Genomic DNA, 14,304 nt, shown 5'->3' on the forward strand with positions numbered 1-14,304 from the left:
TCGGGCTGTGCACCCGCACCTGACCGAACAAACGAGGAGAGTAACGTGACGCTGGAAGAGGCTAAGGCTGAGGCGCAAGCAGCGGAGTTGGAGCTCGCGTCATTGATTCCTGAGGACGTCGTCGCCAGCATCGAGCAGAAGCCGGACGGAACGCTGTTCTCCTGTGACGAAGAACGGCACCGGTGGAAGGGCTCGACGACGGTGGTGCTCGTCCCGGAAGCTGATACGACTGCGGTGGTGAAGCAGTTGGAATCAGATGTGAGAGATGAAGGCCGGTTCTCCGTCGAATCCTGGGTCGATGTCACTGACACGTACAGCGTGCAATTGACGCTGCCTGGTTCGGTGGAGAACTACATCTTCAGCGAGGGAGAGCCGCACACGATCCGTATCGCGTCGGGTTCGGTCTGCTTCACGTTGCCGGAGGGCGTCTATCCGGGCGGCAAGTTCTGACGACGGCCCCGCCAACACCTCCACAGCCCTCGATCAACCCCGCGAGGCCGTGACCCGCTTCTTCTCCCGGATGTAGACCTCGCGGCGTACCTTCGCGACGACGTCGCCGTCCCGGTCGGTGATGACCGTCTCGAACCACTCGAGCACTTTGGCTCCGCCGCGTGCGCGCTCGCGGATCTCCTCGGCCTTCTCCTTCGACACCTCGAACTCGGCAGTGAGCACGCCACGGCCGGGCTTGAGGAACTCGATCTCGCCGCGGGTGTCCCACACGACGTGGTCGCGTCCGAGCTGGTGCATCACGAGCATGAAGAAGTACGGGTCGGTCATCGCCGACATCGAACCGCCGAACGCGGTCTTGACGTAGTTGCGGGTGAAGACGTTCACGTGGAGCTCGACCGTGGCGTGGGTCCAATCCTCACTGAAGCGGCGGATGCGGATGCCGCTGAAGAGGTTGGGGATCCACAGGCTCATGCCGATCGCGAGACGGCGGGGAGTGATGCGCATCACGCCAGTGTGGAGGAACGAGCCGAGAGCGACAAAGACGTCTGGAGGGTTGGCACAGTTGTTATAGTTCGCATAGAATAAGTAGCGATACCACGAGAGGAGGGTCGGATGCTCATCCGTGTCGATCCCGACAGCCCCCGCGCTCTGTACGACCAGGTGGCGGCTTCCATTCGCTCCGACATCCTCGCCGGGGTTCTCGCCCCCGGTGACCGGCTTCCCGCGGCACGCGATGTCGCCGAAGCGCTGGACATCAACCAGCACACCGTCCTGCACGCCTACCAGCGGCTGCGCGACGAGGGCCTCGTGGATCTTCGACGCGGCAGGGGAGCGGTCATCGCGGCCTCGGCAGCGCCCCTCGCCGAGCTCGCGCACGATATCGATGGGCTGGTGCGACGCGCGGCCGCCCTCGGCGTCTCCGCCGACACGCTCGCCGGCATCATCCAGTCGCACCGCGACGACCGAACCGAACCGACCCGCTCCGAGACCCGCGAGGAGGACTCGCCATGACCACCCACGACCTCACCCGCACCCCTCCGCAGCTGCTGAGGCGCGCGCGGCTGACCTTCTTCCTCGTTGCGGTGATCGTGCCGATCGTGATCACCGCCATCGCTGTCGTGGTCCTCCTCACCTGGCTGCCCACGCTGCCGCAGCAGGTCGCGACCCACTGGGGTGTGAGTGGCGCCGATGGCTTCGGACCACCCTCCACGTATCTCTGGCTCCTCATCGGGGTCGGACTCGGACTGCCCGTGCTGATGGCGATCGTGACGCTCGCCTCGGTCGGTGCGCACTGGGGCGGCGCGGCCCGACTGATGGGCGCGCTCGCCGCCGGCATGTCCGTCTTCGCCGCCGTCATGAGCCTCGGCTCTCTCGCGATCCAGCGCGATCTGACCGACATATCCGATGCGCCGGGGATCGGAGGGGTCATGGCCCTGTCCTTCGCCGGACTCGTTGCGGTCGGCGGCATCGTCTGGGCGGTGCAGCCCCGCGTGCGACCGGAGCAAGGACGCACGCTCGAGCCTCGATACTCGGTGCACGTCGCGAAGGGTGAACGTGTCGTGTGGGTCGCGACGACGACGATGCCGCGCGGCGCGCTCGCCTTCCTGCTGTTCGTGCTCCTCGGTCTCGTCGCGCTCGCCGCGTACATGCTCGTCGCCGGCGTCGAGGGCGGATGGATCGTCGCGCTGGTCGTGGTCGTCGTTGGCGTCGCCCTCGCAGCGACCGCCTCCTTCCGCGTCACGATCACCCCTGAGGGATTCTCTGCTCGGCCCCTGCTGGGTTGGCCGCGCATCCGGATTCCGCTCGACGAGGTGGAATCGGCACGTGCTGTCGAGATCTCTCCGTTCGGCGAGTTCGGCGGCTGGGGATGGCGCATCGCCGTCGACGGGCGCACGGGCATCGTCATGCGCCGCGGCTCCGCGATCGAGGTCTCCCGTCAGGGACGGCGGCCTTTCATCGTGACGATCGACGGTGCGGAAGAAGCCGCAGCGCTGCTGCAGGCCTATGTCGACCGCTCGCGAACACCGGGCACCCCCTCGACCGACTCCGGAAAGGCGACCTCATGAACGACCAGACCCTGCACGCGCGCCGCGTACCGTGGACCGCGGTTATCGTCTTCGTGGCGGTCTCCTTCGCCCTCGCCTGGCTGGTGGCCCTGCCGCTGTGGCTGGGCGACGGTCTCGCCGAGCCGATGTCGGTCTTCCTGCTGCCGGTGATGATGTTCACACCCGCGGTGGCAGCCCTCGTCGTGACGTTCGTGATGCGCGTCCCCGCATCCGGGCAGCGTGCCCGCTTCCTCGGACTGTGGCCGCTGCGCCCAGCGAAGCGCGTGATCTGGCTCATGGTCGCGGGCTGGCTCGTTCCGCCGCTGCTGGTGGGCCTCGGCGTCCTGCTCTCGGCCGCGCTCGGCTTCGTACAGCTCGATCTGACGTTCGCGGCCTTCGCCGCCGAACTCGAGAAGGCCGTGCCCGCCGGCACTCCGCTTCCTCCCGTCCAGATCATCGTGTTCGCCCAGCTCGCGATGATTCCCGTCGGTGGACTGTTCAACAGCCTCTTCGCATTCGGTGAGGAGCTCGGCTGGCGTGGGTGGTTGCTCCCGGCGCTGCGTCCGCTCGGAACCTGGCCCGCGCTGATCCTCAGCGGTGTGATCTGGGGCGCGTGGCACAGCCCGATCATCCTGCTCGGCTACAACTTCGGGCGCACCGACATCACCGGCGTGTTGTTCATGATCGGTGGGTGTGTGGCCTGGGGCGTTCTGCTCGGCTGGCTGCGACTGCGGTCGGCATCGGTGTGGCCCGCGGTCATCGCGCACGGCTCGCTGAACGCGGCTGCGGGCATGATCGTGATCTTCGCCGCTGCACAGCCGGATCTCGCTCTCGCCGGACCCCTGGGGGTCGCAGGATGGATCGTGGCCGCCCTCGTCGTGATCGTGCTCGTGCTGACCGGTCAGTTCCGGCAGCAGCCCGAGCTCGCCGACGCCCCGGGCCGTCTGCTCTCCGCCCCGCGGTCTTGACTGGCGGCGGCGGCGGGGGTTGGCTGAAGCCATGGAATCCACCCCCGCCGCCTGGTCCGAAGCAGACTCCTTCCTCTCCGAGACGCTCGTCGGTCCCGACGCGGAGTTGGAGGCGGCGCTCACCGCGCAGCGAGCCGCGGGTCTGCCCGAGATCGAGGTCGCGCCGGTCGCCGGCAAGCTGCTGAATCTGCTCGTCCGGATCAGCGGCGCGCGTCGGGTGCTCGAGATCGGCACCCTCGGCGGCTACTCCACGATCTGGCTCGCCAGGGCCGTCGGCTCCGAGGGGCGGGTCGTGACGATCGAGGCGGAGTCCGACAACGCGGCGGTCGCCCGCGCCAGCATCGACGCCGCGGGCGTCGGAGACCGCGTCGACATCCGGGTGGGCAGGGGAGCGGACGTGCTTCCGACGCTGGTCGGCGGATTCGACCTGGTGTTCATCGACGCCGACAAGGAGTCGAACACGATCTACCTCGACTGGGCGGCGAAGCTCGGTCATCCCGGCACTGTGATCGTGCTCGACAACATCGGGCGCGAGGGCGAGATCGTCCGCGACGATTCCGACGATCCCAAGGTGATCGGCACCCGAGAGGGACTCCGGATGCTGGGGGAGGACCCGCGCTTCGACGCCACGGCCCTGCAGACCGTTGGCGCGAAGGGCTGGGACGGCTTCGCGATCGCCGTGGTCGTCTGACGTCGGCGGGGTCAGGGACCGCGGTCCGTACCTGTCAGGCGAGTCCCTGAGTGTGTCGGGAGGCCGGGCTAGACTGGGCGCGGATCGACGACGCTCCACACAACGTTTTCCCCCTGAGCAAGGAGCACATCAGTGGCACTGATCGAGGCTGTAGGCGCACGCGAGATTCTCGACTCGCGCGGAAATCCGACCGTTGAGGTGGAGGTCCTCCTCGACGACGGCATCGTGCAGCGGGCGGCCGTTCCGTCCGGCGCATCCACGGGCGCGTTCGAGGCGTACGAGCTGCGCGACGGAGACAAGAGCCGCTACGGCGGCAAGGGTGTGCTCAAGGCCGTCGAGGCCATCATCGACGAGCTGGGACCCGCCATCGAGGGTGTCGAGGCGAGCGAGCAGCGCATCGTCGACGAGATCCTGATCGAGGTCGACGGCACCGAGAACAAGAAGCGCGTCGGCGCCAACGCCATCCTCGGCGTGAGCCTCGCAGTGGCCAAGGCCGCAGCCGACTCGGCCGACCTCCCGCTGTTCCGCTACCTGGGTGGCCCGAACGCGCACGTGCTGCCCGTTCCGCTGTTCAACGTCATCAACGGCGGCGAGCACGCCGACAACGGCATCGACATGCAGGAGTTCTTCCTCGCCCCGATCGGTGCGGAGACCTACTCCGAGGCGCTCCGCTGGGGTGTCGAGACCTACCACGTGCTGCGTGCAGAGCTCAAGGCCGCCGGCTACGCGACCGGCCTCGGCGACGAGGGCGGCTTCGCCCCCGACCTGCCCAGCAACCGCGAGGGCCTCGACTTCCTGGTCAAGGCGATCGAGAAGGCGGGCTTCACGCCCGGCACCGACATCGCGCTCGGCCTCGACGTCGCAGCGACCGAGTTCTTCAAGGACGGCGTCTACCGCCTGGACAACAAGGACTGGGACGCCGCGGCTCTCACCGAGTACTACGTCGGACTCGTCAACGACTTCCCGATCGTCACGATCGAAGACGCGCTGGCCGAAGACGACTGGGACAACTGGAAGCACCTCACCGACGCCCTGGGCTCCAAGGTGCAGCTGGTCGGCGACGACCTGTTCGTCACCAACCCGGCACGTCTGGCCGACGGCATCAAGCGCGGTGTCGCGAACTCGCTGCTGGTGAAGGTCAACCAGATCGGCACGCTCACCGAGACGTTCGACGCGGTCAGCCTGGCGCAGCGCTCCGGCTACACGGCGATGCTCTCGCACCGCTCGGGTGAGACCGAAGACACCACGATCGCCGACCTGGTCGTCGCGACCAACGCCGGCCAGATCAAGGCGGGCGCTCCTGCTCGCAGCGAGCGTGTCGCCAAGTACAACCAGCTCCTGCGCATCGAGGAAGAGCTCGGCGATGCCGCGGTCTTCGCCGGTCGCTCGGCGTTCCCGCGCTCGCAGCGCTGAGCGCAACGAAACATCGAACAAGCCGCCGATACGGCGGTGAACACCGCCGCTGAAGCGGCACGACGAAGGGGGAGCCGTGGCACGACGACCGGCTCCTCCTTCGCCGTCTCCCGCGCCGAAGGCTGCACGACCGTCGGGGAGGACGACCGCGAAATCGAAGAAGGCGTCCGCGCCCGTCTCGACGACGAAGGCCTCGGCCACGACCCGTGGCGAGGCGCCGCGCGTCGACGTCCGCGAGTGGGCCTCCGGCATCCGACTCTCAGCGTTCTCCGTCATCATGCTCTCGCTGGTGGTCCTGGGAGCCTGGGTGCTCGTGCCGACGCTCGGCACCTTCATCGACCAGCGTCAGAAGATCGCCGCTCTCGAGGCCTCGGTGCAGGTGAGCGAAGACCAGATCGCGGCGCTCGTCTCCGAGCGCGAACGCTGGAACGACCCCGCGTACATCACGACCCAAGCCCGCGAACGTCTCTACTACGTCAAGCCCGGCGAGGTCGTCTACCTGATCGACAACGATCTCGACCCGGCAGCTCTGCCTCGTGAGCAGGAGCCGGTGAGCGACACGCTCGAGGAGAAGCCGGCGGACTGGATGCCGCAGCTGCTGCGCACCCTCGTCGCGACGGGCCTCAGCGACACGGCAGCCGTCGCTCCCTGAGAATCGGCTCCGAGCATCTTCCCTGGCGGCTCCCCTACGCTGGTGGGGTGACCACGCCGCCGTTCCCTGCACCCACTCCCGCCGAGCTCGCCGTCGTATCGGCCCAGCTCGGTCGTTCCGCCCGCGGTGTGGTGGGCATCGCGGCCCGTTGCGCCTGCGGCAACCCGACTGTCGTCGCGACCACGCCACGGCTGCCTGACGGCACACCGTTCCCGACGTTCTACTACCTCACGCACCCCGCAGCGACGGCGGCGATGTCGACCCTCGAGGCCACTCAGGTGATGCCGGAGCTCGCCGCCCTCCTCGTCGACGATGAGGAGGTGGCAGCCGCCTACCTCTCAGCCCATGAGGCGTACCTCGCCGATCGTGCGCAGTTCGGAGAGGTCTCCGAGATCGATGGCATCTCCGCCGGTGGCATGCCTACGCGCGTGAAGTGCCTGCACGCGCTCGCAGGTCACGCCCTGGCGGCCGGTCCAGGGGTCAATCCCATCGGTGATGCCGCGCTCGCGCGCTCCTCGTGGTCGCCCTCGATCTGCCGTTGCGAAGACCCCGGCGCAGCCACCCGCGAAGTGGCGGCGTCCTCGGTATGACCGTCCGCCGGACGCTGCGCAGCGCTGCCGCCATCGTGGTGGTCGCGGCGACTGTGCTGCTCATCGGCGCCACTGCGACGCCGCCGCCGATCCCTGATGATCCGGCTGATCCCGTGCGGGCTTCGGAGTACTGGCTCGACGGCGCGAGAATCCGTGAGGCGTGGCAGACGACCCGTGGCAAGGGTGTGACGATCGCAGTGATCGATACGGGCATCGGCAAGGTGCCTGCGGTCTTCGGCGAGGCGGTGGTCGGAGGCACCGACGTGTCGGGGGCCGGTACGCCCGACGGTCGCACGCCGCTGGGCGCGGTCGACGGAAACCATGGTTCCTGGGTGGCCTCGCTCGCGGCCGGACGCGGTGCACCGGACGGCACCGGCATGATCGGTGTCGCGCCGGAAGCCAACCTGCTCTCGATCTCGGTGGGATTCGGCGCTGCTGCCGCTGTGCCTTTCACCGAGCAGGTCGCGAAGGGCATGCGATGGGCTGTCGACAACGGCGCCGACATCATCAATCTCTCCTTCACCACGAACACCCTCGACTGGGACGAGAGCTGGGACGATGCGTTCCTCTATGCGTTCGAGCATGACGTGGTGGTCGTGGTCGCTGCCGGGAACCGGGGGAGCGGCACGAACATCATCGGGGCTCCCGCGACGATTCCCGGCGTGCTCACCGTCGGCGGCGTCGACCAGACCGGAACGGCGAGCATCGAGGCTTCGACCCAGGGCATCACGATCGGGATCTCCGCGCCCAGCGAGGGCCTCATCGGGGTCTCTGCCGACGGTTCCGTCGTGCCGTGGCGAGGCACCAGTGGTGCCGCCCCCATCGTCGCCGGTGTCGCTGCTCTGATCCGCTCAGCGCACCCCGATATCAAAGCGATCGATGTCATCAACCGCATCATCAAGACCGCGATCCCGGTTCCGGATGCGGCGAAGCCACAGGATCCGCTCTACGGCTACGGGCTCGTGGATGCCGCGGCGGCGATCTCTGCGAACATCGCTCCGGTGAATGAGAACCCCATGGGAGACCTGGCCGAGTGGATCCGCGTCTTCCGTCGAGCCGCCACGGAACCGCAGCCTGAAGCGCCTGTCACACCGGTGGCGGTCGCCCCTCTCCCGGCGGCCGACGCGCCGACCGAAGCCGGTTCACCGTTGCTTCCCAGCGCGGATTCACTGCGCTACGGTACCCTGCCGCTCATTGCGCTCACCGTCCCTGGTATCCTGGTAGCGCTTGGCGTCACCGCAGCTGCCCGGCGCATCCGATCGGCGCGCATTTCCGTACGCCAAACCCCCGACTCCGAGGAGTAGTTCTTCTGTGCCTCAGAACAGCACTGTGCCCAAGATTCTGATCGTCGGTGGAGGGTACGCAGGTTTCTACACTGCGTGGAAGCTCGAGAAGCACCTGCGCAAGGGTGAGGCCGACGTGACCATGGTCGACCCGCTGCCGTACATGACGTACCAGCCGTTCCTCCCCGAGGTCGCCGCAGGCTCCATCGAAGCCCGGCACTCGGTGGTCGCGCACCGCCGTCACCTCAAGCACACCAACGTCCTCACCGCCAAGGTGACGAACATCAACCACGCGCAGAAGGTCGCAACGATCACGCCGCCCGTCGGTGAGCCGTACGAGTTCGCGTACGACCAGATCGTCGTCACCGCTGGTGCGGTCTCGCGCACGTTCCCGATCCCGGGCATCGCCGACAACGCGATCGGGCTGAAGACGATCGAAGAGGCCGTCGCGATCCGCGACAAGGTCATGTCGAACTTCGACAAGGCCGCGGCCCTCCCGGCCGGCCCCGAGCGCGACCGTCTGCTGACCGTCGTCGTCGTCGGCGGTGGCTTCGCCGGCATCGAGGTGTTCGCCGAGCTGCGCTCGCTGGCCTCGTCCCTGGTGGGCAAGTACCCGCAGCTGAGCTTCGAGGACACGCACTTCCACCTCATCGAGGCGATGGGGCGCATCATGCCCGAGGTCTCGCTGCAGACGAGCGAGTGGGTGCTCAAGGACCTCGCCAAGCGCGGTGCCAACGTGCACCTCGACACGCAGCTGACCAGCGCGGTCGACGGCAACGTCGAGCTCTCCACGGGCGAGGTCATCCCGACCGACGTCATCGTGTGGACCGCCGGTGTCATGGCAAACCCCACCGTCGTGCGCGGCGGAGACCTCCCGGTCGAAGAACGCGGTCGCATCCAGACCCGCGCCGACCTGCGCGTCGGTACGCCTGAGGCATTCGTCGAGGGCGCCTGGGCAGCCGGTGACGTGTCCGCTGTCCCCGATCTCTCGGGTGGCGGTGTCGGCGGCTTCTGCGTGCCGAACGCCCAGCACGCCGTTCGTCAGGCGAAGCTGCTCGCGAAGAACCTCGTCGCCGTTCTGCGCGGTGAGCTCCCGAAGGACTACTTCCACAAGAACATGGGAGCGGTTGCCGGTCTCGGTCTCTACAACGGTGTCTTCCAGTCCGGAAAGATCGCTCTCAAGGGCTTCGTCGCCTGGGTCGCGCACCGTGGATACCACGGCCTCGCGATGCCGACGTGGGAGCGCAAGTTCCGCGTCATCTGGGGCTGGTGGAACAACCTGTGGCTCGGACGCGACCTGGTGAACCTCGAGACCGTGCAGAACCCGCGCTATGTCTTCGAGGAGTTCGCTGCGCGCCCGCGTCCGGCCGCTCCCGCAGCTCCGGCAGCGGACTCCGCTCCGGCCGTGAAGGATGCGCCGGTCGCGAAGGCTGCTCCGGCCGCGAAGAAGACCACGGCCAAGGCTGCTCCAGCAGCGTCGACCGAGGCAGCAGCGAAGCCTGCCGCGAAGAAGCCGGCTGCGAAGAAGGCTCCCGCGAAGAAGGCTGCCGAGCCCGTCGAGGTTGCGGCGAAGTAGTCGACTGATCGAAAACCACGATCGGCCCTGTGCGCACTGCGCCGGGGCCGATCGTCGTTTCATCGAGGGAGACTCCGAGGCGACGCATAGGTGCAGCCGGTAGCGTCGTCGGAGCAAGGGGAGTACTCCCGTCTGCAGCGAAGTCGTCATTACGAGCACGAGATCGTGCTCCGGCCCGCTGGCCCGCGAGGGTGGAGGAGACCTTGGCACCCGCATCGCGGGCTGCCGAGAGAACCCTGCCGTCGTTCCGACGTCGTGGATCGCGGTGGTCCGCACCACGAAGGGACGCACTCATGGGAAAGCTCTCCCGCCTGATCGGAATGGCATCCGACGCGCTCGAGAAGAACGCCGGCTCCGGGCGCAACAGTCACTCGACTGACGGATCCCGTGCGCAGGACGGATCCCGCTCGACCGACTGGGGAGGCATGCTCCGTGGCGCTGTCGACGCCGTTCGTGGGCAGGGTGACCCAGGGCAGCCGTCGAGCCAGGGCCGGCCCGCGCCGGCAGACCCGTATGCGCCGCCCGCCTCGCCCGGTGAGCGCGCGCGTTCGACGAGTGCGGCACCATCATCTTCGAATCCGTACGCGCCGCCTGCTCCGGGAGCTCCGCGCGCTTCGCAGACGGCAACCGATGCCGATCGGGCGGCCATCGCCCGTTATGACTACCTGCTGCAGACGGCAGATCCGCAGCGGGTCGAGCAGATCCACCGCGAAGCCTTCGCCCGGTTGACTCCCGAGCAGCGGACGCTCGTCGAAGCCCGCATGCGAGAAGAGCTCGCACCTACCGAGCGCCCGCGGTCGTCATCGCCCGACGACCTCGCGCGTGCTGCCGGACGTGCGGAAGCCATGAAGCCGGGGCGGATGCGCGGTCTGCTGTCGCGGGTGCGCGGTGCGGGTGCCGGCGGTGCGGCGGTCGCCGCAGGTGGCGCGGCGGTCGGTCTGCTCGGCGTGGTCGCCGGTGGCGCCGTGCTCAGCACGGTGGCCGGACCACTGCTCGAGCAGGCGGCGAACATCGGCGTCGACTTCGGTGCGTTGGCTGAGGGTATCGATGTCGAGTCGCTGGCCTCCGGTCTGGATGTCGAGGGCCTTGCCGGAGGTGCCAGCGACCTGATGGGCTCCGCAGGGGATGCGGTGTCCGGGATCGGTGATGCGGCGAGTGGGTGGGGCGAGCAGCTCGGCAACCTCGGCATCCCCGGCATCGGCGACCTCTTCGGACGCTGAGCGCGGATGGTTCTCCTCACTGCGACCGAGCACGGCTTCACCGGGCTCACCGGGTTCGCCGCCGATGTCCTGACGGCGCTCGGCGACATCGGCGTGGGCGTGCTGGTCTTCCTCGAAGTGCTGATCCCACCGATCCCGAGCGAGGTGATCCTGCCGTTCGCGGGGTACCTCAGCCAGAGCGGCCCCCTGAACCTGGGCTGGCTGATCTTCTGGAGCACCCTCGCGTCGTGGCTGGGTGCCCTGTTGCTCTACTGGCTCGGTGCGGCGATCGGTATGGACCGGGCCGTACGAATGCTGGCGGCGACACGGCTGGTGAGTCGTTCCGACCTGGAACGAGGATCGGACTGGTTCGTGCGCAGCGGCGCCTGGACCGTCTTGGTCGGACGGATGGTGCCGGGTGTTCGCAGCCTGATCTCGATCCCCGCGGGCGCTTCCCGCATGAATCTCGTGACGTTCAGCGTCTACACGGTCATCGGCAGCGGGCTCTGGAACGCGCTTCTCCTCGGAGTGGGCGCGGCCCTCGGCACGCAGCACGAACAGCTGGAGGAGTACCTCGGCTACCTCGACTACGCCGTGTACACGGCGATAGCAGTGGCCTTCGTAGTCCTGGTCGTGCGGAGAATCCGAGAGGCCGCGGGGGAGCGGAAGGCAGTCGCCGAGGTCGAGGACTGAGCGCAGTGGTGCCCCCGCTGGGACTCGAACCCAGACTGAAGCGATTTTAAGTCGCCTGCCTCTGCCATTGGGCTACGGGGGCCTCGTCGCCAGCCTATCGCCGCACTCGGATGCGACGCGGTGCCGCCGAGGGTGATCCGGAGTACGAGGAGGCCTTAGGGTGGGGGAGTGCTCGACCTCATCGACGAACTGAGCCCCGTCCATGGTGCGCCTTCGGTCGCCCCCGAATGGGAGGACCCGGCCCGCTATTGGCCGCGCCTGTCCGCCGTGACGGGACACCTGCCCGCACCGGTCGCAGTGATCGACCGCGAGGCGCTCCGCTACAACGCGATGGACCTCCTGGTGCGCGCGGGCGGCCTCCCCATCCGCGTCGCCTCGAAGTCGGTGCGGGTGCGCGCGGTGCTCGATGCCGTGCTGAAGCTTCCCGGATTCCACGGGATCCTCGCCTTCACGCTCGAGGAGGCGCTCTGGCTCGCCGAGACCCACGACGACATCATGCTCGGGTATCCGACCGTGGATCGAGCGGGTCTGGAACGGCTCTTCGCCGATGAGCAGGCGGCGCAGCGCATCACGTTGATGGTCGACGACCTCGTCCACCTCGACCTGATCGACAGCGTCGCCGGTCCCGGCTCGCGTCCGGAGCTCCGGGTCGCCATCGATGTCGACGCTTCCTGGCGATCCTCGCTCCTCGGCCATATCGGCGTGCGCCGTTCGGCATTGTTCAGCGCGGGAGAAGTGGCAGCCTTCGCCCGAAAGGTCGTCGCGCGCCCGGGATTCCGGCTCGTCGGACTGCAGATGTACGACGCTCAGATCGCCGGGCAGGGCGATGACGCAGGGCCGGACGCACCGCTGATCCGCATGGTGCAGGCACGCTCGCGCAACGAGCTGCGGGAGCGCCGGGCAGCCATCGTCGCCGCGGTCGGCGCGATCGCTCCGCTCGAGATCCTCAACGGCGGTGGGACCGGCTCACTCGAGTTCACCGGGAGCGATGAATCCCTCACCGAAGCGAGTGCAGGCAGCGGGCTCCTCGGCGGCCACCTGTTCGACGGCTACCGCTCCTTCCGCCCCGCGCCGGCATCCGCGTTCGCCTTCGACGTCGTCCGGCGTCCGGCCATCGACATCGCCACGGTTCTCGGCGGAGGGTGGATCGCGTCCGGCCCTGCGCTCGCCTCACGCCAGCCGCGCGCGGTGTGGCCGGAGGGCCTCCACACGCTTTCCCGCGAGGCTGCCGGCGAGGTGCAGACACCGCTCCAGGGTCCAGCCGCGACATCGCTCGGAGTGGGAGATCGGGTCTGGTTCCGCCATGCCAAGAGCGGCGAACCGGCCGAGCGCATCGAGAGCTACCACCTGGTGTCGGGTGACGAGATCATCGACGAGCTGCCGACCTACCGCGGTGAGGGAAAGGCCTTCCTGTGACGCGGATCGGCGGCACCTGGCAGAACTGGGGTCGCTCGGCCTCGGTGCGGCCCGTACGCGTGGAGCGTCCGCGCAGCCCGGAAGGCGTGCAGCGCGCGGTGGTCGCGGCAGTGAAGCACGGACTCCCCGTCAAGGCCGTCGGCGCCGGACACAGCTTCACCGGAATCGCGGTCGCACCGGGCGTCCTGCTCGAGCTCGACGACCTGCAGGGACTCGTCTCAGCCGATGCCGCCACCGGGCGTGTGACCCTGCTCGCAGGCACGCGACTGCACCGGATCCCCGCACTTCTCGCCCCGTTCGGACTCGCGATGGAGAACCTCGGCGACATCGACCGGCAATCGATCGCAGGGGCCGTCTCCACCGGCACGCATGGTACCGGTGCCGGGTACGGCGGACTCGCCACCCAGGTCGTCGGCGTCACGATGGTCACTGCCGCCGGAGAGTTCCTCCGCATCGACGAGCAGCATGAGAGCGACCTTCTCCCCGCGGTGGCGCTCGGACTCGGTGCCCTCGGAATCATCGTCGAGGTGACCCTCCAGTGCGTCCCCGCTTTCGTGATGCACGCGATCGATGAGCCGGTTCCGTTGGACGATGTGCTCGCGACGCTCGACGAGCGCGTCGCCGCATCCGATCACTTCGAGTTCTACTGGTTCCCGCACACGGAAGTCGCACTGACCAAGCGGCAGACGCGTCTGCCGGAGGCGACCGTGCGAAAGCCGCTTCCCGTGGTCGGACGATGGATCGACGAGACTCTGCTCTCCAACGGGGTCTACCGGGCGGTGTGCGCCACGGGCCAGGTCATCCCCGCGATCACACCGTCGTTCAGTCGACTCGCTGTCAAGCTCACGGGGGATCGGGAGTACACGGAACTGTCTCATCGCGTGCTCATCCAGAGCAGGACCGTGCGATTCCGCGAGATGGAATACGCGCTTCCGGCCGAGAACGTCGTGCCCGCCTTCCAAGCGGTGCGCGCACTCATCGCGCAACGGAAGTGGCGGATCGAGTTCCCGATCGAGGTGCGTTTCGCCGCCGCTGACGATCGCTGGCTGTCGACAGCGCATGGCCGTGCGAGCGCCTACATCGCGGTGCACCGCTACTGGCGCGCCGACCCGACGGAGTACTTCGGGGCGGTGGAAGAGATCCTGCTCGAGTTCGGTGGCCGCCCGCACTGGGGAAAGCTTCACACTCTCACCGCGGAGACGTTCCGTGAGCGCTACCCGCGCTTCGACGACTTCGTCGCGTTGCGCGATCGGCTGGATCCGGATCGTCGATTCGGGAACCGGTATCTCGAACGCGTCCTCGGCGCCTGATACGACCGCGGCGGCTGC

General features: G+C 68.2%; 15 protein-coding genes and 1 tRNA gene. 14 read left to right on the top strand and 2 right to left on the bottom strand.

Going from position 1 to position 14,304, the window contains the following annotated elements:
• Nucleotides 1-45: 45 nt before the first annotated feature.
• Nucleotides 46-450: a hypothetical protein gene (locus ACIQTX_RS08435; RefSeq protein WP_402971179.1), complete on the top strand. Its 405-nt coding sequence runs from the start codon at nt 46-48 to the stop codon at nt 448-450.
• A 33-nt stretch (nt 451-483) separates the two neighbouring features.
• Here the strand turns inward: ACIQTX_RS08435 and ACIQTX_RS08440 are convergent, their stop codons facing one another.
• Nucleotides 484-954, bottom strand: coding sequence for a PaaI family thioesterase (locus tag ACIQTX_RS08440; protein WP_402971181.1), 471 nt, complete (start codon nt 952-954; stop codon nt 484-486).
• 108 nt (nt 955-1,062) lie between these two features.
• On the opposite strand from ACIQTX_RS08440, the gene ACIQTX_RS08445 reads away from it, so the two are divergent.
• From ACIQTX_RS08445 to ACIQTX_RS08495, 11 genes are all read left to right on the top strand, one after another.
• Nucleotides 1,063-1,461 carry a GntR family transcriptional regulator gene (locus ACIQTX_RS08445; protein ID WP_105526668.1) on the top strand — a complete coding sequence of 133 codons (399 nt, stop codon included), beginning with the start codon at nt 1,063-1,065 and terminating at the stop codon, nt 1,459-1,461.
• The gene (locus ACIQTX_RS08450; protein WP_402971184.1) at nt 1,458-2,516 is read left to right on the top strand and encodes a DUF1648 domain-containing protein; all 1,059 of its coding nucleotides are present in this window, start codon (nt 1,458-1,460) and stop codon (nt 2,514-2,516) included. Before ACIQTX_RS08445 ends, ACIQTX_RS08450 begins: the two co-directional genes overlap by 4 nt.
• The gene (locus ACIQTX_RS08455) at nt 2,513-3,463 is read left to right on the top strand and encodes a lysostaphin resistance A-like protein (RefSeq protein ID WP_402971187.1); all 951 of its coding nucleotides are present in this window, start codon (nt 2,513-2,515) and stop codon (nt 3,461-3,463) included. Before ACIQTX_RS08450 ends, ACIQTX_RS08455 begins: the two co-directional genes overlap by 4 nt.
• Nucleotides 3,464-3,494: 31 nt before the next feature.
• The gene (locus ACIQTX_RS08460) at nt 3,495-4,154 is read left to right on the top strand and encodes an O-methyltransferase (protein ID WP_402971190.1); all 660 of its coding nucleotides are present in this window, start codon (nt 3,495-3,497) and stop codon (nt 4,152-4,154) included.
• Nucleotides 4,155-4,286: 132 nt separating this feature from the next.
• A complete protein-coding gene (eno, locus tag ACIQTX_RS08465; RefSeq protein WP_105526664.1) occupies nt 4,287-5,567 on the top strand; it encodes a phosphopyruvate hydratase in 1,281 nt (426 codons plus the stop codon).
• A gap of 76 nt (nt 5,568-5,643) precedes the next feature.
• Nucleotides 5,644-6,219, top strand: coding sequence for a septum formation initiator family protein (locus tag ACIQTX_RS08470; protein ID WP_402971194.1), 576 nt, complete (start codon nt 5,644-5,646; stop codon nt 6,217-6,219).
• A gap of 47 nt (nt 6,220-6,266) precedes the next feature.
• Nucleotides 6,267-6,809, top strand: coding sequence for a DUF501 domain-containing protein (locus ACIQTX_RS08475; RefSeq protein WP_402971197.1), 543 nt, complete (start codon nt 6,267-6,269; stop codon nt 6,807-6,809).
• Nucleotides 6,806-8,113, top strand: coding sequence for a S8 family serine peptidase (locus ACIQTX_RS08480; protein ID WP_105526662.1), 1,308 nt, complete (start codon nt 6,806-6,808; stop codon nt 8,111-8,113). The genes ACIQTX_RS08475 and ACIQTX_RS08480 overlap by 4 nt, the downstream gene beginning before the upstream one ends.
• 25 nt (nt 8,114-8,138) lie before the next feature.
• On the top strand, nt 8,139-9,668 hold the full coding sequence (locus ACIQTX_RS08485; RefSeq protein ID WP_402971200.1) for an NAD(P)/FAD-dependent oxidoreductase: 1,530 nt from the start codon (nt 8,139-8,141) through the stop codon (nt 9,666-9,668).
• A gap of 293 nt (nt 9,669-9,961) precedes the next feature.
• Nucleotides 9,962-10,888 carry a cation-transporting ATPase gene (locus tag ACIQTX_RS08490; RefSeq protein ID WP_402971203.1) on the top strand — a complete coding sequence of 309 codons (927 nt, stop codon included), beginning with the start codon at nt 9,962-9,964 and terminating at the stop codon, nt 10,886-10,888.
• A 6-nt stretch (nt 10,889-10,894) separates the two neighbouring features.
• Nucleotides 10,895-11,560, top strand: coding sequence for a DedA family protein (locus ACIQTX_RS08495; RefSeq protein ID WP_402971206.1), 666 nt, complete (start codon nt 10,895-10,897; stop codon nt 11,558-11,560).
• 6 nt (nt 11,561-11,566) lie between these two features.
• On the opposite strand, the gene ACIQTX_RS08500 is transcribed toward ACIQTX_RS08495, so the two are convergent.
• Nucleotides 11,567-11,642: transfer RNA gene (locus tag ACIQTX_RS08500), tRNA-Leu, on the bottom strand.
• A gap of 86 nt (nt 11,643-11,728) precedes the next feature.
• On the opposite strand from ACIQTX_RS08500, the gene ACIQTX_RS08505 reads away from it, so the two are divergent.
• Both ACIQTX_RS08505 and ACIQTX_RS08510 read left to right on the top strand, forming a co-directional pair.
• A complete protein-coding gene (locus ACIQTX_RS08505) occupies nt 11,729-12,976 on the top strand; it encodes an amino acid deaminase/aldolase (RefSeq protein ID WP_402971209.1) in 1,248 nt (415 codons plus the stop codon).
• Nucleotides 12,973-14,286: a D-arabinono-1,4-lactone oxidase gene (locus ACIQTX_RS08510; RefSeq protein ID WP_402971212.1), complete on the top strand. Its 1,314-nt coding sequence runs from the start codon at nt 12,973-12,975 to the stop codon at nt 14,284-14,286. Before ACIQTX_RS08505 ends, ACIQTX_RS08510 begins: the two co-directional genes overlap by 4 nt.
• Nucleotides 14,287-14,304 lie beyond the last annotated feature (18 nt).

It is taken from the genome of Microbacterium sp. NPDC090281 (assembly GCF_044769635.1).
Classification (GTDB): domain Bacteria; phylum Actinomycetota; class Actinomycetes; order Actinomycetales; family Microbacteriaceae; genus Microbacterium.